This is a genomic window from Luteimicrobium sp. DT211 (assembly GCF_049844995.1).
Lineage (GTDB): Bacteria > Actinomycetota > Actinomycetes > Actinomycetales > Cellulomonadaceae > Luteimicrobium.
In genome coordinates, this window is sequence record NZ_JBNCMC010000004.1 from 619,334 (window position 1) to 644,530 (window position 25,197).

The window sequence follows — 25,197 nt, forward strand, 5'->3', positions numbered from 1 at the left end:
TCTGCCTGGCCCGCGGGTCGCAGATCAAGGCCCTGACCTTGACGCCCGGCGGCGGTCGGGGGCGTCCGTGTCGGGCTGTGGTGGCTGGTGCCGCTACGCCGGGCGCCGCGCCGGCCGCTACACGCTCAGCGTGAGCCACTCCTCGTCGCGGACGTACCCCAGCCGGTCGTTCGCCGCCATGATCGCAGGATTGTCGAAGGACCCTCCGGTCCGGAGCCGCATGACGCCGGCCCGGACGAGGGCGCTGACGGACAGTGCCTTGACGGCGGTCGACAGCCCGCGGGCGCGCCACGCCGCCGCCACGACGGTGAAGTCGGTCTCGGCGAGATCCCCGTCGACGTCGACGAAGGTCATGGCCACCAGCTCGGCGTCGACCTTCGCGCCGAACGCGCGCCGCTCGGGGGTGGGTGTCGCTGTCTCGGGCGTCAGCGGCCGATGAGTCGTCGCGACGTCGCCGGGATAGTCGGCCCCTGTTGCGTCGTCGAGTCGCAGGATCGCCGGAAGGTCGTCGGCCGTCAGCTCACGAATCGCCGCGACGTCGACGGCTCGCAGGAGCCGCTCGAGGCGACGCAGGTCGACGGTGTCGGCATCCAGCCCGGCGCCCCAGGACCGTGCCACCACCCGTGCGCCACGGGCGATCGCCGCGCGGGCCTCGGGACTGGAGGCCGGGACGATGAGCTTGGGCTCCAGCATGGGCTGAGGATATCGGGCCGGCGGCGCAGCCTTCGGCGGGCGCGCCTGGTCGTGTGACGCGTCCGACCCGTGGGCTCCCACGCTCGTCGACACCTGCGCCGGTAGTCTCGGTCGAGATCGCCCGACGCGCGCCGAGCCGCCGGGTCCGCCTGCCTCCCATCCGGAGAAGGAGCTGCCGCATGGCTGCCGCGCTGCGCGTCGTCGTCGCCGTCAAGTACGTCCCGGACATCCAGTCCGCCCGCGCGTTCGAGGACCGCCGCCTCGTCCGCACGAGCGACGACGGCACCCTCAACGAGCTCGACGAGAACGCGGTCGAGGCCGCGCTCCGGCTCGTCGAGGCCCTGCCGGAGGACCCGCGCGAGGGCAGCGAGGTCGTCGTCGTGACGGTAGGCCCTCCCGACGCGGAGGCGGCGCTGCGCAAGGCCTACCAGCTCGGCGCGGACCGCGCGGTCCACGTCGTCGACGACGCGCTCGCGGGCTCGGACTACCACGGCACCGCCGTGGCGCTCGCGGCCGCGGTGCAGCGCCTGCACGACGAGCGCCCCGTCGACCTCGTGCTCACGGGCATGGCCGCGCTCGACGGCCTCGGCTCCGTGGTGCCCACGCTGGCGGGGTCGTGGCTCGGCTGGCCGTCGATCGGGCTCGTCACGGCGTTCTCGTTGGACGACGGCGAGGCACCCACGCTGACCGCGACCCGCGAGCTCGACGGCGTCACCGAGACGGTCACCGTCCCGCGCCCCGCCGTCGTGTCGGTCACGGACCACGCGAACGACCCGCGGTTCCCGAACTTCAAGCTCATCATGGCGGCGCGCAGCAAGCCGGTGGAGGCGTGGTCGCTCGCCGACCTCGAGGAGCCGCTCGAGCGGTTCGCCGAGGACTCGGGCCTGCCGCTGCCCGGCGTCGGCGGGGCCGGCGCGCGTGCCCGCACGACGAGCGCCGAGCCGCGGCCGCCGCGCCCGGAGACCGAGGTCGTCACCGACAAAGGCGAGGGCGGCGTCGCGCTCGCCGAGTTCCTCATCCGCAACGAGCTCGTCTGAGAGGCCCGGAGATGACCAGCTCTCGCCGCACCGTCCTCGTCCACCTCGACACGCCCGCCGCAGAGCTCAGCAGCTCCGCGCTCGAGCTCCTCACGCTCGCCCGTTCGCTGGGCCGCGTCGAGGCCGTCGCCCTCGCGTCGCCCTCCCTCACGACCCTCGCCCAGCTCGGCGCGTACGGCGTCGAGCTCGTGCGCCAGGCGGAGGTGAGCGAGGACCTCGGCCCCGAGGCGGCGCACTCGACCGCGCTCGTCGGTGAGGCGCTCGCCCGGGCCGCGGACGTGTCGGGGGCCGGCGTGGTGCTGCTGTCCTCGACCTTCCCCAACAAGGAGGCCGCCGCGCGTCTCGCGTTCCTCGCCGGCGCCGGACTGGTGATCGACGCCGCGGGCGTCTCGGTCTCCGAGGACGGCCACGTCGTCGGCGCCAAGCGTGTCCTCGCGGGCACGTGGGACACCGCGTGCGAGGTCGTGACCGACGTCGCCGTCCTCACGGTGCGGGCGAACGCCGTCGTCCCCGAGCCTGCTGAGGCGGCCGTCGAGACGACGGTCGAGGGCTTCGCCGTCGAGCCGTCCCCCCTCGCGAAGGCGGGGGTCCCGACGGCCCGCGAGGTCCACGCGCCCGAGCACGCGGACGGCCCCGCTCGTCCCGCCCTGGCGGAGGCTGCGTACGTCGTCGCGGGCGGCCGCGGGACGTTCGGCGACTTCACGCCCGTCGAGGACCTCGCGGACGCGCTCGGCGCGGCCGTGGGCGCGACGCGCGACTGCGTCGACGAGGGTTGGATCGGACACGACGCCCAGATCGGCCAGACGGGCGTGACGGTCGCACCGCGTCTCTACGTCGGCGCCGGGATCTCGGGAGCGCCGCACCACCGCGGCGGCATGCAGGCGTCGCAGGTGATCGTCGCGGTCAACAACGACCCCGACTGCCCGCTGTTCGAGATCAGCGACTTCGCCGTCGTCGGGGACCTTCACGAGGTGCTGCCGCAGGCCGCCGAGCGGATCAGGGAGCACCGCGCCGGCTCCGCCTGACCGGCGGACCTCGCGCCGACCGAGCGGGTCCTGCGTCGAGCACGCGGGCAGGCGCCGCTTGATCGACGTCGGACCCTCTGGCTCGGCGTGGCTGGTCATCGGAACGGTCCGGGCCTGTCACCCGCGGCCCGTAGGGTCCCGGGTATGGCCGACGTCACGCCCCAGGTCCTCAACCGGACCCTGCTCGCGCGCCAGCACCTGCTCGAGCGCGTGCCCGCGGGCGCGCCGCTCGCCGACCCGGTCGCCATGACCGCGCACCTTCTGGGCCTGCAGGCGCAGGAGCCTCTTCCGCCGTACCTGTCGGTCGCGGCGCGCGTCGGCGGCTTCGACCCGCGTGACCTCTCGCGCGCCCTCGCCGAACGTCGAGTGCTGCGGGTGCTGCTCATGCGCGGGACCATCCACACCGTCACCGCCGACGACGCGCGCCTCCTGCGCCCCCTGATCCAGCCGTTCCTCGACAAGGTCTCGCGCAACAGCGGCGCGAGCCGCCCGGCTGCGCACGTCCCGCTCGCGGACCTGGTCGAGGCGGGGCGGGCGCTGACGGCCGACGGGCCCGTCCCCGTGAGGACGCTCGGCACCGCGCTGGCCGAACGCTTCCCCGACGCGCCGCCGTCGGCGCTGGTCAACCGGCTCCGGGAGGGTGCGGCCCTCGTCCAGGTTCCCCCGCGCGGGCTGTGGGGTCGTCCCGGCGGCGTCGCGTACGTGACGCTCGAGTCGTGGCTCGGCGAGCCCGACGGCGCGTTCGACCTCGGTCCGGAGCCCGACCCCGAGACGCGGACGACGGCGCTCGCGGCGGTCGTGCGCCGCTACCTCGCGGCGTTCGGGCCCGGCACGCCCGCCGACGTGACCACCTGGTCCGGCATCACGGGCATCCGCGCGGTCTTCGACGCCCTCGGCGACGAGCTGGTCCCGCACCGCACGGACGACGGCCGGACGGTGTGGGACCTCGCGGGCGCGGCGCTCGCGGACCCGGACGTGCCCGCGCCGCCTCGGCTGCTGGGACGCTATGACAACGTGTGGCTCTCCCACGCGGGCCGCGACCGGGTCACCCCGCCCGACGCGCGCCGACGCTGGATGGGGTCGAACGGAGGGGTCGGGAGCGTGGTGCTGGTCGACGGCGTGATGGCGGGGCTGTGGTCGACGGCGGAGGGTCGCGTCGAGGTCGAGCTCTTCGACCGCGTGACGCGCGCGCAGGGGGCGGAGCTCGACGCCGAGGCGGCACGGGTCGAGGCGCTGCTCGCGACGCCGGCGGACGAGAGCGTGGCCGCGTGAGCGCGGCGCCGGTCTCGCGCGACGACCACCTCCTCCTCGTCCCGTCCCCGGCGCACGACGCGCTCCTGGTGCAGGTCGACGACACGGGGGAGCGGCGCTGGCCCACCGTGACCGGCGGTCGGCTGCGCGAGCTCGACGAGGTGCTGGCCGACGTCGGCCGCCTGGCCGGCTCCGGTCTGGTGTTCCTGCGGTCCGCCGGCCGGGCGGAGGAATCCCTGGGCGAACCGGGCGCAGCAGCGGGGGCCGGGCAGAGCCCGACGCGCCGCACCGTGCTGCTCGTCTTCGACGCCCTGGCCGTCCCCCCGGCGGACCTGCCGGGTCCGGGCCGGTGGGCGTGGTGCCCGCTCGACGACGCCGCGTCCGTCGGTCCGGCGCTCCCGGCGGCGCTGGAGGTCCCGTTCGCGCGGTGGGTCGACGAGCTGCGTGGCGCCCCGGCGCCGGCCCAGCGTCCGGCGTGGTCGAACCCTGGCGGGATCGCGCCCTTCCTCGCCTGGCTCGACGAGGAGGTGCGGGCGACCGGCGCCGCGCCGCAGGGCGACCCCGAGGTGCTGCAGCAGTGGGGGGTCTCTCTCGTGGTCCGGCAGCGGACCGACCGGGGGCCGCTGTTCGGCAAGGCGGTGGGCGCGGTCTTCGCGACCGAGCCCACGATCACGCGACTCCTGGCCCGGGACGCGCCGGGCTCGGTCCCGGACGTCCTCGCCCTCGACGAGGAGCGCGGCTGGGTGCTGCTCGCCGACGCTCGCATCCGGCCGATCGCGGGCGCCGAGGCGGCCGAGGGTCTCCGCGCGCTGGCCCGGCGGCAGCGCGCCTGGATCGGCCGGACGGACGCGCTGCGCGCCGCCGGGTGCCCCGACCGCGGCCCGGCGACGCTCGCGGACGACCTGGCGGCGTCCCTCGAGGACCTCGAGCTCGCCACCGAGCTCGCGCCCGTCCGGGGGCTCGACGGGACGGAACGGGCGCGGCTGCGCGCCCTGCTCCCGGCGTTCGCCGACCTGTGCCGCGAGGCCGAGGACGACGGCGCGCCGCTCACGCTGCTCCACGGCGACTGCCACCCCGGCAACGTGGGCGTCCGCGACGACGGGTCGGTGTGCATCCTCGACTGGTCCGACGCGGCCGTCGGGCACCCGTTCGTGGACGTCGACGTGTGGCTGAGCCACGTCGCCGACGACGAGCGTGGCGCTCTGCGGGACGCCTACCTCGCCGAGTGGCCCGAGGTCGCCGACGGCGAGGCGGCGCTGCTCCGCGCCGACGTCCTGTGCGCGGCGTACCAGGTGGTGACGTCGCAGCGGCTCCTGCGGGCGCTCGAGGAGGACGAGTGGCCCGGGTTCGCGAACGGGATGTCGTTCTGGGCGCGCCGCGTCCTCGAGCGCTACGACCTGCTCGTCGGTGCGGTGTCGCGGTCGGCCTGACGCCGGCTCGGGCGGGCGGCCGTGGTCGGGGCGGGCGAGGCGGGTGGCGTGCGCGCGGTCTTCCATCCGCGGCCCTCGTTCCTCGGGCCGCTCCCGCCAGGCCCGTCCACGACCGCGCGCACACCACCCGCCTCGCCCTGACGCGCTCGGCCCGTCTCCGCGGACGGTCGCCCGGCCGAGGCCGCAGCGACGCCGGGCCCGCCGATGGTGACGTTGCGTTCGCCGACGGTGACGTGCCGCCCGCGGTGGCCGGCGGCCACCATGCGATCAGCCACGACCCGCGCGCTCGACCATGCGGTCGTCCACCCGGCACTCGCCGACCATGCGCGCATCCCCCTTGTCGGCGCCGAGCATGGGCGCAGCCGCATGCTCGGAGTGAGGGGTCGTGCACAGCCGCATGGTCGAGGCTGCGCGCCGCTGACCACGCCACCGTCCGCGAAGGGTGCGGTGCCGCGTCAGCCGCCGGCGAAGGGCGGGAGCAGGTCGACGACGGCGCCCGCCGACACGGCCGCGTCGCCCTCGGCCCTGATTCCGTCGACGAGCACCGAGCACCGCGCGATCACGTCGGCGGCGTCCGGTGCCTCGGCGAGCAGGCCGGTCAGCAGCTCGCCGACCGTCGAGCCGGGCCGGGCCGAGACGTCGAGCTCCGACCACCCGAGGGCGGCGCGAGCCGCGGCGAACGCGCGCACGCGCACCGTCGGCCCCGCGGCCAGGCGTTCGGCTTCCGTCGGGGCCGAACGTTCGTCCGTCGTCGTCACCTGGTGTCCTCCCTCAGCCGCCGATGGCGCTCATGGTCCGCTCGGGCTGCGTGAAGCCCGGCGCGCTCATCCCGTGCCCCGCGCCCTTGCCCCACATCGCCGTGCGCCACGCGTCGGCGAGCTCGCTGTCCGACGCCCCGGCTCGCAGCGGGCCCAGCAGGTCCGTCTCCGTGTGCGCGAACAGGCAGCTCCGCACGCCGCCCTCCGCGGTGAGGCGGGTGCGGCGGCAGTCCGCGCAGAACGGCTCCGTCACCGACGCGATGATGCCGACCGTGCCGAGCCTGGGTGTCGCCGCCTGGCCGGACCCGCCACCGGGCCCCCGGGTGAGTACCGCGAAACGCTCGGCCGGCGCGCCGTCGCGCGGGGCGTCGTCGGGCACGAGCGTGAAGCGCTCGGCGAGCAGGTCGCGGACCTGCGCCGCGGTGACCATGCTGGTGCGCGACCAGCTGTGGTCGGCGTCCAGGGGCATCTGCTCGATGAACCGCAGCTCGAACCCACGCTCGAGGCACCAGGTGAGCAGGTCGGCGGCGTGCTCGGCGTTGACGCCGTGGACGAGGACGGCGTTGACCTTGACGACGTCGAACACCTCGGCGGCCGCGGCGAGCCCGGCGAGCGTGCGCTCCAGGAAGGGCCGGCGCGCCATGGTCGCGAACGTGTCCGGGTCGAGCGTGTCGAGGGAGACGTTGACGCGGTCGAGGCCCGCGTCGCGCAGGGCGCGGGCGCGGTGGTCGAGCCCGACGGCGTTGGTCGTGAGCGAGAGCTCCGGACGGTCGGGGAGCGCGGCGCAGTCCCGGACGATCTCCACGAGGTCGCCGCGCAGCAGCGGCTCGCCGCCCGTGAACCGGACCTGCCGGACCTCGAGGTCGCGGGTGGCGATCCCGACCAGCCGCACGATCTCCTCGCGCGTCATCACGGCGTCGCGGGGGAGCGTGGGCAGACCCTCCGCAGGCATGCAGTACGTGCAGCGCAGGTTGCACCGGTCCGTCAGAGAGACACGCAGGTCCGTCGCGGCGCGATCGAACCGGTCCACGAGTCCCGGGGCGTCGGGGCGGTCGGTCGGCAGCGCGCGCCCGCCGCTCCCACCCCGGGGGCGCGCCTGCGGCGCGACGGTGGGGAGCCCGAGCGAGACGACGGCCATCACCCCATCCTGCCCCGTCGGGCGCGGCGAATCACCTTCTCACCGGTGGTGCGGCTGCGCTGCGAGATCCCTGACATGCAACCGCAAGGCGAGCGACCCAGCAGAGCCGCAGATGCGACGCTAGGGTCGGTCGCATGACGCATCTGCGAATCAGCGAGGCGGCCCGCCTCCTCGGGGTGAGCAGCGACACCGTGCGCCGCCACATCGCCGGCGGCCTCCTCCGGGCCGGCACGGACGACGGCGGCCACCGCGTCGTCGACGGCGCCGACCTCGCCCGGTTCGTCCGCGAGCACGCGCAGGCCCCCGACGACGGCGCCGCCGGCTCGGCGCGCAACCGGTTCGTCGGGCTCGTGACCGCGCTCACCGTCGACGGCGTCATGGCGCAGGTCGAGGTCCAGGCCGGGCCGCACCGCGTCGTGTCCCTCATCAGCGCCGAGGCCGTGCGGGAGCTCGGGCTCGAGGTCGGCGACATGGCGACCGCCGTCGTGAAGGCCACGTCCGTGATGATCGACACCCCGAAGGGGATCCGATGAGTCCGAGGGCCCTCCCCGCGCTGGGCGCGGTCGTGCTGGCGGGGGCGTTCGCGCTCACGGGGTGCTCGTCCGACGGCGGGGCCTCGGGCGCGAGCCCGACGAGCGGGGAGCGGACGCTCGTCGTGGACGCCGCGGCGTCGCTGACGGGCACGTTCACCACGATCGCGCACGACTTCGAGGCCCAGCACCCCGGGGTGACGGTCAAGCTGTCGTTCGCCGGCTCGTCGGACCTGGTCGCGCAGATCCAGGAGGGTGCGCCGGCCGACGTGTTCGCGTCCGCCGACGAGCCCAACATGAAGAAGCTCACCGACGCGAGCCTCACGGCCGCCGACCCGGTGAGCTTCGCGACGAACGTCCTGACGATCGTCACGCCGCCCGGCAACCCCGCGGGCATCACGTCGTTCCAGGACCTCGCGGGCAAGGACGCCCAGGTCGTGGTGTGCGCGCCGCAGGTGCCGTGCGGCAACGCGACCCAGGAGGTCGAGGCGGCCACCGGGGTGACGTTGAAGCCGGTGAGCGAGGAGTCGAGCGTGACCGACGTGCTCGCCAAGGTGACGTCGGGCGAGGCCGACGCGGGCGTCGTCTACGTGACCGACGCGAAGGCGGCGCTCGCGAAGAAGGCGGGCTCGGTCGAGCAGGTCGACTTCCCCGAGTCGTCCAAGGCCGTCAACACGTACCCGATCGCCGCGGTCAAGGGCAGCAAGCACGCCGACCTCGCGGACGAGTTCGTCCAGGCGGTGACCGGGGAGCAGGGGCAGCAGGTCCTCCAGCAGGCGGGCTTCGGTGCCCCCTGACCGGACCGTCACGCCCCGCCTGCCGTGGTGGGTCGTCGCGGTCGCTGTCGTGGGGATCGCGTTCGTCGTCGCGCCCGTCGTGGTCATGGCCACGCGGGGTGACTGGGTGCACTTCTGGTCGCTCGTCACGTCCGACGCGTCGCTCGACGCGCTGCGCCTGAGCCTGTTCACGTCCGTGCTCAGCACGGCGGTCTGCGTGGTCGTCGGGGTCCCGGTCGCGGTCGTGCTCGCGCGCACCCGGTTCCCCGGCCGGTCCGTGGTGCGGGCGCTCGTCCTGCTCCCGCTCGTCCTGCCGCCCGTCGTGTGCGGGCTCGCGCTCCTGTACGCGTTCGGGCGGCGCGGCCCGATCGGGCACGTGCTCGACGACGCGGGGGTCTCGATCGCCTTCACGACGACCGCCGTCGTGATCTCGCACGTCTACGTCGCCCTCCCGTTCCTCGTGCTCACGCTCGAGGGCGCGCTCCGGGTTCGGGGCACGGGGCCCGAGCTCGCGGCCGCGTCCCTGGGTGCGGGCCCGAGCCGCACGTTCTGGCTCGTGACCCTCCCGTCGGTCGCGCCGGCGCTCGCGGGCGGCACCCTCCTGGCCTTCGCGCGCTCGCTCGGCGAGTTCGGCGCGACCCTCACGTTCGCGGGCTCCCTGCAGGGCGTGACACGCACCCTGCCCCTCGAGATCTACCTGCAGCGGGAGACCGACCCCGACGCCGCCGTCGCGCTCTCGATGCTGCTCGTCGTCGTCGCGGTCCTCGTCGTCGCCCTCGTGCACTCGGCCGGCGGCACCCGCAGCTTCCGGCGCGGCCTCGCAGGGAGTGTTGCCGCATGAGCGCCCCGCCGCCCCTCGGGCTGCGCGTCACCGTGCACGACGACGCCCGCGACGTCCACCTCGACCTCGCCGTCGCGCCCGGACGGACCCTCGCGGTGGTCGGCCCCAACGGCGCCGGCAAGTCCACGCTGCTCTCCGTGGTGGCCGGCCTCTACGTGCCCACCGCCGGGCGCGTCGTCCTCACGGGTGCGTCCGACGGTGCCGGTGCGTCCGACCGCGTGCTCACCGACACCGAGCGCGGGGTCCTGGTTCCCCCCGAGCGTCGCGGCGTCGTGCTGCTGGGGCAGCGCCCCGAGCTCTTCGGGCACCTGAGCGTCCGTGCGAACGTCACGTTCGGGCCGCGGTCGGCGGGGCTGCGTCGCGCCGACGCGCGCGAGGTCGCCGCCCGCTGGCTCGACGCGGTGGGCGCGGAATCGCTGGCGCGGCGGCGTGCGCGGGCCCTGTCCGGCGGGCAGGCGCAGCGCGTCGCGATCGCCCGGGCGTTCGCGGCGGACCCGAGCGTGGTCCTGCTCGACGAGCCGCTCGCCGCCGTCGACGCGCCGTCGGTGCCGCACCTGCGCGAGGTCCTGCGCCGCGCGCTCGCCGCCACGACCGCGCTGGTCGTCACGCACGACGTCGCGGACGCGCTGGCGCTCGCGGACGACGTCGTGGTCCTGGACCGGGGCCGCGTCGTCGAGCACGGTCCCGCCGCGGAGGTCCTCGACGCCCCGCGCAGCGCGTTCCTGCGCCAGCTGCCGGGGTCGTCGTCGCTCGGGGCGGGCGGGAACCGGGGTGAGCAGGGAATACTCGGCGCCGTGAGCACACCGGCACCGGACGGCACGACCCACACGGGCGAGAGCGAGGCGGAGGGCGCCGAGCACGCCCGCCGGACGGTCGAGCAGCACGCGTGGCGGGTCGCCGCCGCGGTGCGTCCAGCACTCGCGGCGCTCGCCGCGGCGGACCGGACGGTCGAGCTCGCCGTCGCGGACGCCGTCGCCGACCCACGGCCGCGCGTCCTCGCGGCCGACGCCGTGGCGTCCGTCGCGACGCCGGGCTTCGACAACGCCCAGATGGACGGGTACGCGGTGCGGTCGTCCGACCTTCTCGGCGCGTCCGCGACGTCGCCGGTCGCGCTCGTGGTCACAGAGCCGATCCCCGCCGGGCACGTGGGCGCCGCGCTCGGTGCCGGCACGGCGGCCCCGATCATGACGGGTGCGCCCGTTCCCGACGGCGCCGACGCCGTCGTGCGGATCGAGGACGTCCTCCCGCCCCGGTTCGGGCAGCCGACCGGGGAGCGCGTGTCCTTCACCGCCCCCGTGGACGCGGGGACGTTCGTGCGTCCGGCGGGCAGCGACTCGGCGGCCGGGGACGTCCTCCTCCCCGCCGGGTCGTCGCTGGGGCCGGCGCAGCTCGGTGCGCTCGTGGCGTCGGGGGTCGGGGCGGTGCGGGTCGCCGCGACGCCCCGCGTGCTGCTCGTCAGCACGGGCAGCGAGGTCCGCGCGGCCGACGAGCCGCTCGGTCCCGGGCAGGTGCACGACGCCAACGGCGCGTCGCTCGCCGCGGCCCTGCGCATCGCAGGCGCAGAGGTCAGGACGTGCACCGTCGCCGACGACGTCGCCGCCTTCCGGGCCGCGCTCGCCGAGCCCGGGGACGAGAGCTGGGCCCCGGACCTCGTCGTGACGACGGGCGGCGTGTCGGCGGGCGCCTACGAGGTGGTGCGGCTCGCGGTCGGCGCGCTCGCCGAGGAGGGCCTCGCGGACGCGTGGTTCGGGCACGTCGCGATGCAGCCGGGCGGGCCGCAGGGCCTGGTCACCGTGGGCGCAGCAGCCGTCGGGCCTCCCGGGCCGAGCCGTGACGCCGGACGGCCCGTGCCGCTCGTCGCCTTCCCCGGGAACCCGGTCAGCGCGCTCGTCTCGTTCGAGCTGTTCCTCCGGCCCGTGCTCGCGCAGGCCACGGGGCTGCGGCCCGTGCGCCGCGGCACCGGCCGCGCCCCGCTCGCCGACGCTGTCGACTCGCCGCCCGCCGTCCACCAGGTCCGCCGCGGGACGCTCGACGACGCCGGTCGGGTCGTCCTCGTCGGGGGCCCCGGCTCGCACCTGCTTGCCCGGTACGCGGCGGCTACGGTTCTCGTACACGTCCCGCTCGGCGTCGCCCACCTCGACGCGGGGGACGAGGTCGAGTACGAGGAGATCGGATGACCGACGCCGCGAAGCACGGGCTCACGCACTACCGCGAGGACGGCGCCGCCGTCATGGTGGACGTGTCCGCGAAGGACGTGACGGCACGCGAGGCCACCGCGACGGCGGTGCTCCTGACCCGGCCGGACGTCGTCGGGCGGATCGCGTCGGGCGACCTGCCCAAGGGCGAGGCCGTCGCGGTCGCGCGCGTGGCCGGCATCCTGGCGGCCAAGCGCACCCACGAGCTGGTCCCGCTGTGCCACCCGCTGCCGATCAGCGGCGTCGAGGTCGACGTCGTGCCCGCGGGCGACCGGGTCGAGCTGCGCGCGACCGTCCGCACCACGTCGCGCACGGGCGTCGAGATGGAGGCGCTGACCGCCGTCACGGTGGCCGGGCTGACCGTCTACGACATGATCAAGGCCGTCGACCGCGCCGCCGTCCTCACGGACGTGCGCGTGGTCGCCAAGTCCGGCGGTGCGTCGGGCACGTGGGTCCGGCCCGACGACGGCGCAGCCGGCCCGGGCGGCGACGCGTGAGCGCGGGGGAGGGCGGCGCGGCGCGGGTGGCGGGCGTCGTCGTCGCGTCGACGCGCTCCGCGCTGGGCACCGCGACCGACAGCACCGGACCCGCGATCCGCGAGTGGCTGGTCGAGCGGGGGTTCGTGGTCCCTCGCGTCGACGTGGTGCCCGACGGGGACGCCGTGGGCGCTGCCCTGCGGGCGTGGGTCTCCGAGGGCGCGGCCGTGGTGCTGACGACGGGCGGCACGGGGATCGCGCCCACCGACGTCACGCCCGAGCAGACGCGCGCGCTGCTCGACCGTGAGCTGCCCGGGGTCGCCGAGCGCGTCCGCGCGGCCGGTCAGGACCGGGTGCCGACGGCGGCGCTGAGCCGGGGCACCGCGGGCGTGGCGGGCGGCACCCTCGTCGTCAACCTGCCCGGGTCGCCGGGTGGCGTGCGCGACGGGCTCGCGGCGCTCGCGGACGTGCTGCCGCACGCCGTCGACCAGCTCGCGGGCGGCGACCACCCGCGCCCCTCCGATCACCCGAGCCCCACCGAGCCGGCGCCCGACGGTCCCGCACCCGGGGTCGTCCTGCGCGCGGACGTCGGCGAGCTCGCGGGCCCCGCGGCGTCGGGCCTGCTGGGCGAGCTCACAGCGCTCGTGCGGGACGACACGTCGGGCGCGGTCGCGACCTTCACCGGCTACGTGCGCGACCACGACGAGGGCCGCGGCGTCGTGCACCTGCACTACGAGGGGCACCCGGAGGCGGCGGCCGTGCTCGCGCGCGTCGCCGGCGGGGTCGCGGACCGGCACGGCGTCCGGGTCGCGGTGGTCCACCGGCTCGGCAGCCTCCGCGTGGGGGACGTCGCGGTCGTGGCGGCCGTCGCGTCAGCCCACCGCGCGGAGGCGTTCGCGGCGGTGGCCGAGCTCGTCGACGAGCTCAAGGCCCACGTGCCGATCTGGAAGGAGCAGGGCTTCAGCGACGGCACCCAGGAGTGGGTCGGCTCGCTGGGCTGAGCCCACCGGCGCGTCACATGACGTGACGTCGTCCCGGGTCGCGAGAACCCGCTTGCCACCTTCTCCCGACGCCGTCCGGCGTTGCTACGGTCCGGCCATGTCCTTCCACCTCGGTATCGCGCTCGACGGCGCAGGCTGGCACCCGGCGGCCTGGCGCGAGCCTGACGCTCGCCCCCACGACCTCCTGACCGCGGGCTACTGGCTCGACCAGGTCCACGTCGCGCAGGACGCGATCGCCGACCTCGTGACCTTCGAGGACTCGTTCGCCGTCCAGTCGACGGACCCGTTCACGCCCGACGACCGGCTCGACCGGGTACGCGGCCGGCTCGACGCGGAGCTGATCGCGGCGCGCGTCGCGCCCGTGACCCAGGGAATCGGCCTGGTCCCGACGGTCACCGTGACCCACACCGAGCCGTTCCACGTGTCGAAGGCGCTCGCGACGCTGGACTGGACGAGCCGCGGCCGCGCGGGCTGGCAGGTCCGCGTGAGCGCCGGCCGGTACCAGGCCGGGCTGTTCGGTCGCCGTGACTTCCCGGAGCTCGCGGCGCCGTTCGACCTCGACGACCCGGCGCTCGCCGCGCACGTCGCCGAGACGTTCGACGAGGCCGCCGACGTCGTGGACGCGGTCCGGCGCCTGTGGGACTCGTGGGAGGACGACGCGGAGATCCGGGACGCCGCGACCCACCGCTTCATCGACGGCGACAAGGTCCACCGCGTCGACGTCGAGTCGCGGTTCTTCTCCGTCCGGGGCCCGTCGATCACGCCGCGCTCGCCCCAGGGCCAGCCCGTCGTCACCTCGCTCGCGCACACCCGGGTCCCGTACGAGCTCGCGGCGCGGTCCGCCGACCTCGTGTTCGTGACGCCCTTCGCCGACGACGACGCCCACCGGATCCTCGGCGAGGTCCGCGCGGCGGAGCGCCGGGCCGGGCGGGATGGCGAGCCGCTGCAGGTGTGGGCGGACGTCGTCGTCGTGCTGGACGCGGAGGGCGAGACCGGTGCGGCCAGGCGGGCGCGCCTGGACGAGGCGGCCGGCGTCGTCTGGGCGACGGACACGGGGATCTACGCGGGCTCGGCGACGGCGATCGCGGACCGCGTCGAGGCCTGGCGCGACCTCGGCTTCGCGGGCGTGCGCCTGCGCCCGGCCACGATCCCCGGGGACCTGACGGCGATCGCGCGGGACCTCGCGCCCGAGCTGAGGCGCCGTGGGCTGGCCCGCGGCGCGTACGACCGGCCCACGCTGCGCGGCCTGCTCGACCTGCCGACCGACGTGCCGAGCCGCTACGCAGCCGCGCCCGCCTGAAGCGTCGCCCGCCCCCGAACGACTTCCCCCGACCCGAAGGACCGGCAATGAGCGAGACCGGCAAGCCCCGCAAGCAGATCGTCCTCGGCGCCTACCTCGGCGGCGTGAACCACCACACCCTGTGGCACCTGCCGGAGGCCGGCAGCCAGATCGAGTTCTCGTCGTTCGAGCACACGGCACGGACGGCGGAGCGCGGCAGGTTCGACTTCTTCTTCCTCGCGGAGGGCCTCGCGCTGCGCGAGCGCGACGGGCGGGTGTTCGACCAGGACGTCGTCGGGCGGCCCGACACGTTCACCGTCCTCGCCTCGCTCGCGGCCGTCACCGAGCACCTGGGCCTCGCGGGCACCATCAACGCGACGTTCAACGAGCCGTACGAGCTCGCCCGCCAGCTCGCGACGCTCGACCACCTGTCCGGGGGCCGCGCGGCGTGGAACGTCGTGACGAGCTCGGACGAGTTCACCGGCCGGAACTTCCGCCGCGGCGGCTTCCTCGAACACGCACAGCGGTACGAGCGGGCGGGCGAGGCCGTCGCACTGGTCCGCGAGCTGTGGGACTCGTGGGCGGACGACGCGGTCGTCGCGGACCGCGCGTCGGGCCGGTTCCTGCGGGGACCCGACGACGCCGGACGCTGGCCGGGGGAGTTCGAGCACCACGGAAGCCAGTTCGACGTCCGCGGACGGTTCACGGTCCCGCGGTCGCCGCAGGGTCACCCGGTGATCCTGCAGGCCGGGGTCTCGGCGCAGGGCCGGGACTTCGCCGCGGCGAGCGCGGACGCGATCTTCTCGCCGTTCACCCGCCTCGACGAGGCGCAGGCCTACTACCGGGACATCGCGGAGCGCGTCGCCCGCGCGGGCCGCGCCCCGGGCTCGGTGAAGATCGTGCCGAGCGCCTCGTTCGTGCTGGGCGACACGCCCGCCGAGGCGGAGGAGAAGGCCCGCTGGGTCCGCGACCAGCAGGTCGGCGGCCGGACGGCGCTGACGCTGCTGGAGCAGATCTGGAACCGGGACCTGTCGGCCTACGACCCCGACGGCGCGCTGCCCGACGTCGACCCCGCCGTCGGCGCGCCGCCGTTCATCGCGGGCCGCGCGCTGCTCGACGCCGACCGGCTCGCCTGGGCGAACCGCCTGCGGGCGCGCGCGGCCGAGCAGGGCTTCACGCTGCGGGAGACGGCCGTCGACCAGTTCTCGCGCGTGGAGTTCGTCGGCACGCCGCAGCAGGTCGCGGACCGGATCGACGACTTCGTGCAGAGCGACGGCTCGGACGGGTTCATCATCGGCTCGCACCTGGTGCCGACGGGCCTCGACGAGTTCGTCGACCGGGTGGTCCCGTTGCTCCAGGAGCGCGGCGCGCTGCGCACCGAGTACACGGGCACGACGCTGCGCGACAACCTGGGCCTCCCGGTGCCGGAGCGGCGGGCGGCCGAGCGGGAGGCCGAGCCCGCGCTGGCCTGACCTGCCTACCGGGCGCCGTCGAGCAGCACCTCGAGCCAGGCGGCCGCGGCGGCGCCCTGGGCACGCTGGAACGCGCGCAGCCGCGGGATCGCGGGCACGGGCGGCCGTCGCCCCGCGTCCAGGAAGAGCGCGGCGAAGCCGGCGACGACGGCTGTGACAGAGGCGTCGTCCACACCGGCTCCCTGGGGGGTGCTCCGGAAGAGCCCGTCGAGCGTGAGACCGACCTGGCGCCGATGCTCGGGGGTCGTCGGGCCTGCGAGGGGCGCGCTCAGCCCTCGGATGCCCTGCATCCCGACGCTCGGCAGCAACCCGACGACGTCGAAGAACGCGGCGCCCCGGGATGCGTGCGGCCAGTCCACCACGACGACGCCGCCGTCCGTGACGACGACGTTGTCGGCGCGCAGGTCGCCGTGCACGAGTGCGTCGCCCGCGCACGCCGTGGCGGCGCCGCCCGCGAGCTCGACGAGCTCGTCGAGCCGCCCGATGGCCCAGGGCGCGACGGCGCCGAGCGCCGGGTCGGGCTCGTCCCGTAGCCGCACCCAGCCGGCGAGGAGCCCGGCGAGGTCGGTGGGACCCTCGGGCAGGTCGAGCTCGGCCCCGTCGGTGGCGCCGAGCTGGGCGGCGGCGTCGAGGACCGCGTCCAGTTCCGCGGGGACCCAGGGCGTCCGAGGCATCCGGCCGTCGACGGGCTCGTACGCGGCCACGACCCAGGCGTCGTCGTCGTGGACCCAGAGCAGCCGGGGCACGGGCAGACCCGGTGGAAGGGCTGCTGTCCGTCGGGCCTCGGTGCGGTGGAGGCGGGCGCCGTCGGAGCCGTCGTCGACGTGCGCGGCCTTGACGAACGCGCGTACGCCCGACTCCGTCGTGAGCACGGACGCGAGTCCGGGGCTGAACCCGGTCTCGGCGCTGCGCGCGTCCACGACCCGGCCGCCGAGCCGCTGCTCGACCGCCACGCGGACGGGCGCGGGCAGCTCCGGCCAGCGCAGGCGCCGTCCCCCGGAGGGGTGCGGGACGACGTGGGGCTCGGGCGTCATCGCTGCACCGTACGGGAGGACACCGCCGCTGTTCACGTGCTTTCCGGCGGGCCGGGCTCGTTCAGAGCAGCGGCCGGACCTGCGTCCCCACGTAGCGGACGAACGCCTCGGCGTCGAAGGCCGCGTCCTCCTCGGCCGGCTGGAGCACCACGGTGTCCGCGCCCGCGTCGGCCCGTGCGCGGACGGCGTCGGCGTCGGCCCGGGCGTCACCCGTGGTGGCGAGGTTGACGACGACGACGTGTCCGTCGGCCCGGCCGGACGCGACACGCGCCTCGTCGACGACGGCCCGCGCCGTGCGGACGTCGTCGGGCGTGGAGATCGCCTCGAGGATCGTGCCGTCGGCCACCTCGCCGGTGAGCCGGACGGTCCGGGGCCCGGTGGCTGCGGACAGGACGAGCGGCGCGGCCGCGGGCGGCCAGTCGAGGGCGACGTCGTGCAGCCGGACGTACCGGCCCTCGGTCGTCACGCGCTCCCCGGCGAGGAGCGCGCGCAGCGCGGTCGCGTACTCGCGGAGCAGCGTGAGCGGCGACTCGGCGCGGTTCCCCACCTGCCCCATCCAGTCCTGGACGCCGTGGCCGATCCCGGGGACGAACCGGCCGGGGAACGCACGCTCCAGCGTGGCGACCTCCATGGCGGTGAGGGCGACGTTCCGCAGCGGCACCGGCATGACGCCGACCCCCACGCGCAGCCGGGTCGTCGCGGTCAGCGCGATGGCGGCGGCCGCGACGCCGCTCTCCTTGAAGCAGTCCTCCCAGAGCCACAGCTCGTCGACGCCGGCCTCCTCGGCGGCACGCGCGGCGGGGACGAGGAGCTCGGGAGGGCAGGTGGGCGGGAAGACGGCGCCGAGGGTGGTCATGCCCCATTCTCGCCGTCCGCCACCCACGGCGCACGGGCGTCGGCGCGATCCGGTCGGCCGCGTTCGTAGACTTGACCGGTGACCCGCGCCTACCTCGACCACGCCGCGACGACTCCCATGTCGTCGTCGGCGCTCGAGGCGATGACCACGGAGCTCGCGCGCACCGGCAACCCGTCGTCCCTCCACACCGCGGGCCGGGCGGCGCGGCGGACGGTGGAGGAGTCGCGCGAGACCCTCGCGGCGGCCGTGGGCGCGCGGCCCAGCGAGATCCTCTTCACGGGCGGCGGCACGGAGGCCGACAACCTCGCCGTCAAGGGCATCTTCTGGGCCCGGCGGAGCGGCCGCCCCGAGCGTCGCCGCATCCTGGTGTCGGCGGTCGAGCACCATGCCGTCCTCGACCCGGCGTTCTGGATGGCCGAGCACTCGGGTGCGGAGATCGTGCTCCTGCCCGTGGACGGCGAGGGCCGGGTGGACCTCGACGCGCTGCGCGAGGAGCTGGCCGCGAACGCCGCGCAGACCGCCCTGGTCTCGGTGATGTGGGCGAACAACGAGGTGGGCACGGTGCAGCCGATCCGCGAGATCGTCCAGCTCGCGCACCACCACGGCGTCCCGGTGCACAGCGACGCCGTCCAGGCGCTCGGCCAGGTGCCCGTCGACTTCGCGGGGAGCGGCCTCGACGCCATGACGGTCACCGCCCACAAGCTGGGGGGACCGGTCGGGACGGGTGCGCTCGTCGCCCGCAAGGATCTCGCCCTGACCTCGGTGCTGCACGGCGGCGGCCAGGAGCGCGGCGTGCGGTCGGGGACCCTCGACGTCGCCGGGATCCGAGCCTTCGCCGTCGCCGCGGCCGAGGCCGTCGGGGCGCTCGAGGAGCGGGCCGCCCGCTTCGCCGCGCTGCGCGACCGGCTGGTGGCAGGGATCCGCGAGCGAGTGCCCGACGCCGTCCTGCGCGGCCCCGCCGACCTCACCCTGCCGGCCGACGGGCGTTCCCCGCGGCTGCCGGCCAACGCCCACTTCACGTTCCCGGGCTGCGAGGGCGACTCGCTGCTGTACCTGCTCGACTCGGCCGGCGTCGAGGTCTCCACGGGCTCGGCGTGCCAGGCCGGCGTCCCGCGGCCCTCGCACGTGCTGCTCGCCATGGGCGTGCCCGAGGTCGAGGCGCGTGGCGCGCTGCGCTTCTCGTTCGGCGCACCCAGCAGCGACGCCGACGTCGACCTCGTCCTCGAGGTGCTGCCGGGCGTCGTCGAGAGAGCGCGGGCGGCGGGGCTCGTCTCGCTGGGCACGGGAGGTGCGCGATGAGGGTCCTGGCGGCGATGTCGGGCGGCGTCGACTCCGCGGTCGCGGCGGCGCTCGCGGTCGAGGCCGGCCACGAGGTGGTCGGCGTGCACATGGCGCTGTCGCGCACCCGCGACCAGTTCCGGACCGGCTCGCGCGGCTGCTGCTCGATCGAGGACGCGGGAGACGCCCGCCGCGCGGCCGACGTCCTCGGCATCCCGTACTACGTGTGGGACCTGTCGGAGCGCTTCGAGGAGACGGTCGTCGCGGACTTCCTGGCCGAGTACGAGGCCGGCCGGACGCCCAACCCGTGCGTGCGCTGCAACGAGCACATCAAGTTCGAGGCCCTGCTCGACCGCGCGACGGCGCTCGGCTTCGACGCCGTCGCGACCGGCCACTACGCGCAGGTCGTGGAGCGCGACGGCCGCCGCGAGCTGCACCGGTCGCCGAACACCGAGAAGGACCAGTCGTACGTGCTCGCCGTGATGGGCCCCGACCGCCTGCGCCGCGCCCTGTTCCCGCTCGGCGGCTACGCGTCCAAGGCCGAGGTGCGGGCCGAGGCGGAGCGCCGCGGCCTGTCCGTGAGCGCCAAGCCCGACTCCTACGACATCTGCTTCGTCGCCGACGGCGACACCCACGGCTTCCTGCGCGACCGGCTCGGCGCGCGGCCGGGGGAGATCGTGGACGCCGAGGGCGTGGTCCTCGGCGAGCACGACGGCGCGTACGCGTTCACGGTCGGCCAGCGCAAGGGCCTGCGGATCGACCGTCCCGCCGAGGACGGCCGCCCCCGTTACGTCCTCGACGTCCAGCCCGTCCAGAACCGGGTCGTCGTGGGGCCGGCGGAGCTGCTCACGGTCGACACGATCGCGGGCACCGGACCCGTCTGGTTCGACGGCGCCGACACGTCCGGCGCGTGGTTCGACGCCGAGGTGCAGGTCCGGGCGCACGGCGAGCCCGTGCCGGCCCGCGTCCGCGCCGCGGCGCAGGGCGGCCCCGACGACGCCGCCCCGGCACCCGGGCTCGAGGTCCGCCTCACCGGCGAGCGCCTCCGGGGCGTCGCGCCCGGCCAGTCCGTCGTGGTGTACGACGGCACGCGGGTCGTCGGCCAGGCGACCGTGTCCGCGGCCTCGCGCTCCGGCGCACCCCGCGCGGCAGCGGCCGCCCGGTGACCACGGTCTCGGGCCCCGGGCCGTTCCCGGGCACGGAGCCGCTCGCCGCCCAGCAGGCCGTCATGGACCAGCTCGTCGACGTGCCCTACGGCGTGGACGGCCTGCCGTTCCTCGTCCAGCTCCCGCAGCGCGGGGCCGGCAGCGACCCGGTGGGCCGCACGGCGAGCCTGCTCGACGAGCTCGCCGCCGAGGTCGGTCCGCACGGCTGGAAGCTCGCCGACCGGCCCGGCGCCGACCTGCGGGGCGCGGCCGCCACTCTCCGCGACGACCTCACCGCGCTCGGGGTCGCCGCCCACGGCTACACGGGACGGCTCACGGTCGGCGCGCTCGGGCCGTGGTCCCTCGCCGCACAGCTCTACCTGGCCCGCGGCGACCGCGTGCTCACCGACGCGGGAGCGGTGCGCGACGTCGCCGCGTCGCTCGCGTCCGGCCTGGCGCAGCACCTCGCCGACCTCCGCGCGCAGCTGCCCGGCCTGGGCGACGTCGTCGTGCAGCTCGACGAGCCGCTGCTCGGTCAGGTCGCGGCCGGTGTCCTCCCGACCTTCTCGGGCTACTCGCGCATCCCGGCGGTCGCCGGCCCCGAGCTGGTGGAGGGCCTGCAGCCCGTGCTCGACGCCGTCCACGCCGCCGGGGGATCGACCACGGTCCACGTCGGGCCCGCCTGGGTCGGGGTCGCGCCCGTCGTCCTGGCCGGCGCGGGCGGCGTCGGGCTCGACGTCGGCGCGTGGGACGAGCGCACCTGGGAGACGGTCGCCCGCGCCGTCGAGCGCGGAGTCAGTTTCTGGGCCGGGCTCCCGCGCGCCCGGGTCTCGCAGTGCGCGGGACCGGAGGTCGGCACGGTCGCGGACGCCCTGACCGTGCCGTGGAAGCGCGTCGGTCTGCCGGTCGCCCGGCTGCGCGACGTCGTCCTCACCACCCCCGCCACGCCGCTGCCGCCCGGCGACCAGGCCGCCCGCGACGCGCTCGGGACGCTCGTCCGCGTCGCCGAGGTCGTGGCCGAGCGGGCGGACGGGTGAGCCTGGTCCCACCGACTCGACGCGCGCCGGACGCTCGCCCGGGGCACCCTGTTCGCATGGGCACGAGCGCGCCGGCTCGCTCGGGGGCGCCCGCCGCGCGCGGACCGCGGCTCTGGCGGGTCGTCCTGTACGCCGTGCTGTGCTCGTTCGTCCCCTGGGCGCTCGGGGGAGCGTGGGCCGCGGTCACCCGGGCCCGGGAGGGGTTCCCGATCGGCGGCGGCTCCTTCGCCGGTGTCGACGCGGACCGGTGGCTGCGTTTCGCGGACGACTGGTTCATCGCCTCGTCGTACGTCCTGCCCTTCGTGGCCGCGGCGCTCGTGGCCGGCTGGGTGGTCGTCGTGCCGCAGCGCAGCCGCTGGGCGCTCGCGCTCGCGGTCACGGTGCTCGTCTCCGCGGTGGTGCTGCTCATGGCGTTCGGGGACGGGTTCGTCCACGGCGCGGGGTCGCCGTTCGGCTACGGCGTGGTCGCGCTGCTCCTGTCGGTCGTGACGCTCGACCTGCCCCTGTGCTTCGTCCTCGCCGCGTGGCTCGCCGTGCCGCTGCGCGTGCTCGCGCCGCCCGCGCGGCCGCTCAACCCTTGGCGCTGACCGGCGCGAGCGTGATGGTCGCGGTGTGCTCCTTGCCGTCGCGGAGGTAGACGGCGTCGACCTTGTCCCCGGACGTCGAGGTCACCGTCAGCCTCGCGAGGGTGGCCGTCGTCGGGGCGGTGACGTCGCCCAGCCGGGTGATGAGGTCGCCGGCCCTCAGCCCCGCCTTGTCCGCCGACCCGCCCTTGGTCACCGACTCCACGAAGAGCCCCGGCGCGACGTCGAACGCCGCGGCGGTCTCCTCGGTGACCGTCGACGCCGTCATCCCGAAGCTCGGGTGCGCGACCTTGCCGTGCGCGAGGAGCTCGTCCGTGATGGAGCGCACGGTGTCGACGGGCACCGCGAAGCCGATGCCGACGGACCCGCCGCCGGCCTGGCCCTGCTCGTTGGGGACGGTCGCGATGGCCGTGTTCACGCCCACGAGGCGGCCGTCGCAGTCCACGAGGGCGCCGCCCGAGTTGCCCGGGTTGATCGAGGCGTCCGTCTGCACGACGCCGGTCAGGACGGTCGTCCCGCCCGTGCCGGTGGGTACGGTGACCTCGCGCCCGAGCGCGCTCACGATGCCGGCGGTGACGGACCCCGACAGCCCGAGCGGCGCGCCCAGCGCGACCACCGGCTCGCCGACCTCGACGGCGTCGGAGTGCGAGAACGGGATCGTCGGCAGGCTCTCGCCGGCGTCGATGCGCAGCACGGCGAGGTCGGTCTGCGGGTCGCGGCCCACGAGCTCGGCGGCGTACGAGCGGCCGTCGGACAGCAGCACCTCGATCTTCCCGCCCTTCACGGCGGGCGTGATGACGTGGTCGTTCGTCACGACGACGCCGTCCGACCCGACGATCTCGCCGCTGCCGGTGCCGCTCCCGGACGTCCCGTGGGCGGCGATCGTGACGATGGTCGGCAGCGTGCCGGACGCGACGCTCACGGCGTCGCACGCACCGCCGCCCGACGCGTCGGCGTGACCGCCCCACACGCCGCCCGCGAACCCGAGCGCCGCCGCCGCGACGACGCCGCCCGCCACGGCCCACGGCGCCCAGCCGCGGCCGGGCCGGCGGTCCGGCTCCCCGTCTGGCGCGCGGCCCGGGGTCGGCGTGCCCTCCCCGCCGACGTCGCTCATCCGAGCCGCCCCCAGAGGAACCGGTAGGCGATCGCGGCCATGTGCGCGGCCTGCTTGTTGTCCGCGGCGCCGCCGTGGCCGCCCTCGACGTTCTCCCAGTAGGTGACGTCGCGGCCGCCGTCGAGCAGGAGCGCCGCCATCTTGCGCGCGTGCCCGGGATGGACGCGGTCGTCGCGGGTCGAGGTGGTGAACAGGACCGGCGGGTACGGCCGTGACGGGTCGACGAGGTGGTACGGCGAGAACGTGCGGACGAACTCCCACTGCGCGGGGTCGTCGGGGTCGCCGTACTCGGCCGCCCACGACGCGCCGGCGAGCAGCTTGGTGTACCGGCGCATGTCGAGCAGCGGCACCTGGCAGACGATCGCCCCGAAGAGCTCGGGGTACTGGGTGAGCATGTTGCCCATGAGCAGGCCGCCGTTGCTGCCGCCCTGGGTGCCGAGGTGCTCGGGCGTGGTCACGCCCCGCGCCACCAGGTCGCGCGCCACGGCCGCGAAGTCCTCGTAGGCGCGGTGCCGGTGCGCGGTGAGCGCCGCCTGGTGCCAGGCCGGGCCGTACTCGCCACCGCCGCGGATGTTAGCGACGACGTACGTCCCGCCGCGGGCGAGCCACGCCCGGCCGAGGCCGCCCGAGTACGACGGCGTGAGCGAGATCTCGAAGCCGCCGTAGCCGTAGAGCAGCGTGGGCCGCGCCCCGGCCGGCGCCCCCACGGGCCCGACCTGGAAGTACGGGACCCGGGTGCCGTCGTCGGACGTCGCGAAGTGCTGGGAGACCGTGAGCCCCGCGGCGTCGAAGAACGCGGGCATCGATTTGAGGGACTCGGGCTTGAGCCGCTCCGGCGCATCGTCGGCCTCGCCTCCCGGCCCGACGACGCGGGCGAGCGACAGCGTGGTGGGCGTCAGATAGTCCGTGCTGACCAGCCAGACGTCGTCGCTCGTGTGCGAGTCGACGGCCCGGACGCCGGTGGTCCCGATCGCGGGGGCGCCGGGCAGCGGGCTCCGGGCCCAGGGCGTGCCGGGCGCGGCGTCCGGACCTGGCGGCGTGAGGACGTGGAGCCGGTTCTTCACGTCGTCGAGGACGTTGACGACGAGGTGGTGCTCGGTCCAGGTGGCGCCCGCGAGCGACGTCGTGGGGGTGGGCTCGAACAGGACGGTGAGCTCGCGCGAGCCCGCCATGAAGTCGTCGAACCGGGCCGCGAGGAGCGCGCCGGCGGGGTGGGTGACCGGGCCGTCGGCGCCCTCGACCGTCCACGGGTCGCGCAGCTCGACGAGGAGCCACTCGCGCCGCGGCGAGGCCTCCGCGGACCGCGGGACGTCGACGAGCCGCAGGCCGCCGGCCGGATCCAGCCAGAACAGCTCCGCCTCGTAGAACGCGATCGCCCGGCTCACGAGGTCGCGCTCGTACCCGACGTCGCGCGTCCGGTGCGCCGCGATGTACAGGTCGTCGGGCTCGCCCTCGTAGACGCTCTCCGCGTCCGCGAGCGGCGTCCCGCGCCGCCACCGCTTCACGACGCGCGGGTAGCCCGACGTCGTCGTGCTCGGCGCGCCGTCCGGGCCGGGGCCGAAGTCGGTGAACACGTACACGGCGTCGTCGTCGATCCAGGACAGGCCCCCCTTGGCCTCGTCCCGGTGGAAGCCGCCCTCGGCGGGCGGCACGATGCGCTTCTCGACGAGGTCGAGCTCCCGGCTGACGTCCGCGTCGGACCCTCCGCGCGAGAGGTCGACGATCGCCCGCCGCCACGGCGCCTCCGGGTCGACGGGGCGCAGGACGCTCGCCCCGTGCCACACCCAGCTCTCGCCCTCGTCCTCGGCGAGGGCGTCGAGGTCGAGGACCGTCTCCCACGCGGGCTCGTCGGTGCGGTAGGAGTCGAGCGTCGTCCGCCGCCACACGCCGCGCACGTGGACGTCGTCGCGCCAGAAGTTGTAGAGGTGGTCGCCGAGCGCCGAGACGTCGGGGATCTTGTCGTGGCTGTCGAGGACCTCGAGGATCTCCGCCTCGAGGTCGGCGAGCGCCGGGGCCGCGGACTCGGCACCACCCAGCCGCTCCTCCGCCTCGGCGTTGCGCTCGCGGACCCAGGCGAGCGCGCGTTCTCCCTCGACGTCCTCGAGCCACAGGTAGGGGTCGGGCGGAGTCTCGGCCGGGGGCTCGGGCGTCGTCATAGCAAGAACCCTAGAGCGGCGCCGGCGTCCCGTCCCGGCCAGGTCCCCTCGCCGACGGTGACGCTGTGCTCGCCGACGATGACGCGCCTCA

Annotated in this window: 23 protein-coding genes; 16 read left to right on the top strand and 7 right to left on the bottom strand. The window is 76.1% G+C overall.

Annotated elements, in window-relative coordinates; genetic code table 11:
- Positions 1-117: 117 nt before the first annotated feature.
- Positions 118-693, bottom strand: coding sequence for an acetyltransferase (locus tag ACLQ14_RS13750; RefSeq protein ID WP_425813883.1), 576 nt, complete (start codon positions 691-693; stop codon positions 118-120).
- Positions 694-884: 191 nt separating this feature from the next.
- Here ACLQ14_RS13750 and ACLQ14_RS13755 point away from each other — a divergent pair, with 191 nt between their 5' ends.
- The 4 genes from ACLQ14_RS13755 to ACLQ14_RS13770 all read left to right on the top strand — a co-directional run bounded on the left by ACLQ14_RS13755 (position 885) and on the right by ACLQ14_RS13770 (position 5,436).
- Positions 885-1,730 carry an electron transfer flavoprotein subunit beta/FixA family protein gene (locus ACLQ14_RS13755; protein WP_425813999.1) on the top strand — a complete coding sequence of 282 codons (846 nt, stop codon included), beginning with the start codon at positions 885-887 and terminating at the stop codon, positions 1,728-1,730.
- An 11-nt stretch (positions 1,731-1,741) separates the two neighbouring features.
- Positions 1,742-2,755: an electron transfer flavoprotein subunit alpha/FixB family protein gene (locus tag ACLQ14_RS13760; RefSeq protein WP_425813885.1), complete on the top strand. Its 1,014-nt coding sequence runs from the start codon at positions 1,742-1,744 to the stop codon at positions 2,753-2,755.
- A 144-nt stretch (positions 2,756-2,899) separates the two neighbouring features.
- Positions 2,900-4,027 (top strand): winged helix DNA-binding domain-containing protein, encoded by a 1,128-nt coding sequence (locus ACLQ14_RS13765; RefSeq protein ID WP_425813887.1) that lies wholly within the window; start codon positions 2,900-2,902, stop codon positions 4,025-4,027.
- Positions 4,024-5,436: a phosphotransferase gene (locus ACLQ14_RS13770; RefSeq protein ID WP_425813889.1), complete on the top strand. Its 1,413-nt coding sequence runs from the start codon at positions 4,024-4,026 to the stop codon at positions 5,434-5,436. Before ACLQ14_RS13765 ends, ACLQ14_RS13770 begins: the two co-directional genes overlap by 4 nt.
- A 455-nt stretch (positions 5,437-5,891) precedes the next feature.
- Here ACLQ14_RS13770 and ACLQ14_RS13775 read toward each other — a convergent pair whose 3' ends face one another.
- Both ACLQ14_RS13775 and moaA read right to left on the bottom strand, forming a co-directional pair.
- A complete protein-coding gene (locus ACLQ14_RS13775) occupies positions 5,892-6,194 on the bottom strand; it encodes a MoaD/ThiS family protein (RefSeq protein WP_425813891.1) in 303 nt (100 codons plus the stop codon).
- Positions 6,195-6,207: 13 nt separating this feature from the next.
- Positions 6,208-7,332, bottom strand: coding sequence for a GTP 3',8-cyclase MoaA (gene moaA / locus ACLQ14_RS13780; RefSeq protein WP_425813893.1), 1,125 nt, complete (start codon positions 7,330-7,332; stop codon positions 6,208-6,210).
- A 134-nt stretch (positions 7,333-7,466) separates the two neighbouring features.
- Here moaA and ACLQ14_RS13785 point away from each other — a divergent pair, with 134 nt between their 5' ends.
- The 8 genes from ACLQ14_RS13785 (at position 7,467) to ACLQ14_RS13820 (ending at position 15,902) form a co-directional block, all read left to right on the top strand.
- Positions 7,467-7,865: a TOBE domain-containing protein gene (locus ACLQ14_RS13785; RefSeq protein WP_425813895.1), complete on the top strand. Its 399-nt coding sequence runs from the start codon at positions 7,467-7,469 to the stop codon at positions 7,863-7,865.
- The gene (gene modA / locus ACLQ14_RS13790) at positions 7,862-8,659 is read left to right on the top strand and encodes a molybdate ABC transporter substrate-binding protein (RefSeq protein WP_425813897.1); all 798 of its coding nucleotides are present in this window, start codon (positions 7,862-7,864) and stop codon (positions 8,657-8,659) included. The genes ACLQ14_RS13785 and modA overlap by 4 nt, the downstream gene beginning before the upstream one ends.
- Positions 8,649-9,479, top strand: a complete 831-nt coding sequence (locus ACLQ14_RS13795; protein WP_425813899.1) for an ABC transporter permease — start codon at positions 8,649-8,651, stop codon at positions 9,477-9,479. Before modA ends, ACLQ14_RS13795 begins: the two co-directional genes overlap by 11 nt.
- On the top strand, positions 9,476-11,656 hold the full coding sequence (gene glp / locus ACLQ14_RS13800; RefSeq protein WP_425813901.1) for a gephyrin-like molybdotransferase Glp: 2,181 nt from the start codon (positions 9,476-9,478) through the stop codon (positions 11,654-11,656). Before ACLQ14_RS13795 ends, glp begins: the two co-directional genes overlap by 4 nt.
- On the top strand, positions 11,653-12,171 hold the full coding sequence (gene moaC, locus ACLQ14_RS13805) for a cyclic pyranopterin monophosphate synthase MoaC (RefSeq protein WP_425813903.1): 519 nt from the start codon (positions 11,653-11,655) through the stop codon (positions 12,169-12,171). Before glp ends, moaC begins: the two co-directional genes overlap by 4 nt.
- A complete protein-coding gene (locus tag ACLQ14_RS13810; RefSeq protein WP_425813905.1) occupies positions 12,168-13,151 on the top strand; it encodes a molybdenum cofactor biosynthesis protein MoaE in 984 nt (327 codons plus the stop codon). The genes moaC and ACLQ14_RS13810 overlap by 4 nt, the downstream gene beginning before the upstream one ends.
- Positions 13,152-13,248: 97 nt before the next feature.
- Positions 13,249-14,451, top strand: a complete 1,203-nt coding sequence (locus ACLQ14_RS13815; RefSeq protein ID WP_425813907.1) for an LLM class flavin-dependent oxidoreductase — start codon at positions 13,249-13,251, stop codon at positions 14,449-14,451.
- A gap of 47 nt (positions 14,452-14,498) precedes the next feature.
- Complete coding sequence (locus ACLQ14_RS13820; protein WP_425813909.1) at positions 14,499-15,902, top strand: NtaA/DmoA family FMN-dependent monooxygenase; 1,404 nt, start codon at positions 14,499-14,501, stop codon at positions 15,900-15,902.
- Positions 15,903-15,907: 5 nt separating this feature from the next.
- Here ACLQ14_RS13820 and ACLQ14_RS13825 read toward each other — a convergent pair whose 3' ends face one another.
- Positions 15,908-16,936, bottom strand: a complete 1,029-nt coding sequence (locus tag ACLQ14_RS13825; RefSeq protein ID WP_425813911.1) for a phosphotransferase — start codon at positions 16,934-16,936, stop codon at positions 15,908-15,910.
- 61 nt (positions 16,937-16,997) lie between these two features.
- Positions 16,998-17,792, bottom strand: coding sequence for an LLM class flavin-dependent oxidoreductase (locus tag ACLQ14_RS13830; protein WP_425813913.1), 795 nt, complete (start codon positions 17,790-17,792; stop codon positions 16,998-17,000).
- A 78-nt stretch (positions 17,793-17,870) separates the two neighbouring features.
- Between ACLQ14_RS13830 and ACLQ14_RS13835 the strand changes: the two genes are divergently transcribed.
- The 4 genes from ACLQ14_RS13835 to ACLQ14_RS13850 are packed head-to-tail and all read left to right on the top strand — an operon-like array spanning position 17,871 to position 21,839.
- Positions 17,871-19,091, top strand: a complete 1,221-nt coding sequence (locus tag ACLQ14_RS13835) for a cysteine desulfurase family protein (RefSeq protein WP_425813915.1) — start codon at positions 17,871-17,873, stop codon at positions 19,089-19,091.
- Positions 19,088-20,236: a tRNA 2-thiouridine(34) synthase MnmA gene (gene mnmA / locus ACLQ14_RS13840; RefSeq protein ID WP_425813917.1), complete on the top strand. Its 1,149-nt coding sequence runs from the start codon at positions 19,088-19,090 to the stop codon at positions 20,234-20,236. Before ACLQ14_RS13835 ends, mnmA begins: the two co-directional genes overlap by 4 nt.
- The gene (locus ACLQ14_RS13845; RefSeq protein ID WP_425813919.1) at positions 20,233-21,252 is read left to right on the top strand and encodes a hypothetical protein; all 1,020 of its coding nucleotides are present in this window, start codon (positions 20,233-20,235) and stop codon (positions 21,250-21,252) included. The genes mnmA and ACLQ14_RS13845 overlap by 4 nt, the downstream gene beginning before the upstream one ends.
- Before the next feature lie 56 nt (positions 21,253-21,308).
- Positions 21,309-21,839, top strand: coding sequence for a hypothetical protein (locus tag ACLQ14_RS13850; protein WP_425813921.1), 531 nt, complete (start codon positions 21,309-21,311; stop codon positions 21,837-21,839).
- Here ACLQ14_RS13850 and ACLQ14_RS13855 read toward each other — a convergent pair.
- Positions 21,823-22,950, bottom strand: a complete 1,128-nt coding sequence (locus ACLQ14_RS13855; protein ID WP_425813923.1) for a S1C family serine protease — start codon at positions 22,948-22,950, stop codon at positions 21,823-21,825. The genes ACLQ14_RS13850 and ACLQ14_RS13855 overlap by 17 nt on opposite strands.
- The gene (locus ACLQ14_RS13860) at positions 22,947-25,106 is read right to left on the bottom strand and encodes a prolyl oligopeptidase family serine peptidase (protein WP_425813925.1); all 2,160 of its coding nucleotides are present in this window, start codon (positions 25,104-25,106) and stop codon (positions 22,947-22,949) included. The genes ACLQ14_RS13855 and ACLQ14_RS13860 overlap by 4 nt, the downstream gene beginning before the upstream one ends.
- Positions 25,107-25,197 lie beyond the last annotated feature (91 nt).

Bases quoted from the DNA above. Each gene is read 5' to 3' on its own strand.
- ACLQ14_RS13760 (WP_425813885.1), top strand. From the start codon at position 1,742: ATGACCAGCTCTCGCCGCACCGTCCTCGTCCACCTCGACACGCCCGCC.
- moaA (WP_425813893.1), bottom strand. From the start codon at position 7,332: ATGGCCGTCGTCTCGCTCGGGCTCCCCACCGTCGCGCCGCAGGCGCGC.
- glp (WP_425813901.1), top strand. From the start codon at position 9,476: ATGAGCGCCCCGCCGCCCCTCGGGCTGCGCGTCACCGTGCACGACGAC.
- ACLQ14_RS13855 (WP_425813923.1), bottom strand. From the start codon at position 22,950: ATGAGCGACGTCGGCGGGGAGGGCACGCCGACCCCGGGCCGCGCGCCA.
- mnmA (WP_425813917.1), top strand. From the start codon at position 19,088: ATGAGGGTCCTGGCGGCGATGTCGGGCGGCGTCGACTCCGCGGTCGCG.
- ACLQ14_RS13750 (WP_425813883.1), bottom strand. From the start codon at position 693: ATGCTGGAGCCCAAGCTCATCGTCCCGGCCTCCAGTCCCGAGGCCCGC.
- ACLQ14_RS13785 (WP_425813895.1), top strand. From the start codon at position 7,467: ATGACGCATCTGCGAATCAGCGAGGCGGCCCGCCTCCTCGGGGTGAGC.
- ACLQ14_RS13820 (WP_425813909.1), top strand. From the start codon at position 14,499: ATGAGCGAGACCGGCAAGCCCCGCAAGCAGATCGTCCTCGGCGCCTAC.
- ACLQ14_RS13825 (WP_425813911.1), bottom strand. From the start codon at position 16,936: ATGACGCCCGAGCCCCACGTCGTCCCGCACCCCTCCGGGGGACGGCGC.
- ACLQ14_RS13830 (WP_425813913.1), bottom strand. From the start codon at position 17,792: ATGACCACCCTCGGCGCCGTCTTCCCGCCCACCTGCCCTCCCGAGCTC.
- ACLQ14_RS13850 (WP_425813921.1), top strand. From the start codon at position 21,309: ATGGGCACGAGCGCGCCGGCTCGCTCGGGGGCGCCCGCCGCGCGCGGA.
- ACLQ14_RS13860 (WP_425813925.1), bottom strand. From the start codon at position 25,106: ATGACGACGCCCGAGCCCCCGGCCGAGACTCCGCCCGACCCCTACCTG.
- modA (WP_425813897.1), top strand. From the start codon at position 7,862: ATGAGTCCGAGGGCCCTCCCCGCGCTGGGCGCGGTCGTGCTGGCGGGG.
- ACLQ14_RS13765 (WP_425813887.1), top strand. From the start codon at position 2,900: ATGGCCGACGTCACGCCCCAGGTCCTCAACCGGACCCTGCTCGCGCGC.
- moaC (WP_425813903.1), top strand. From the start codon at position 11,653: ATGACCGACGCCGCGAAGCACGGGCTCACGCACTACCGCGAGGACGGC.
- ACLQ14_RS13815 (WP_425813907.1), top strand. From the start codon at position 13,249: ATGTCCTTCCACCTCGGTATCGCGCTCGACGGCGCAGGCTGGCACCCG.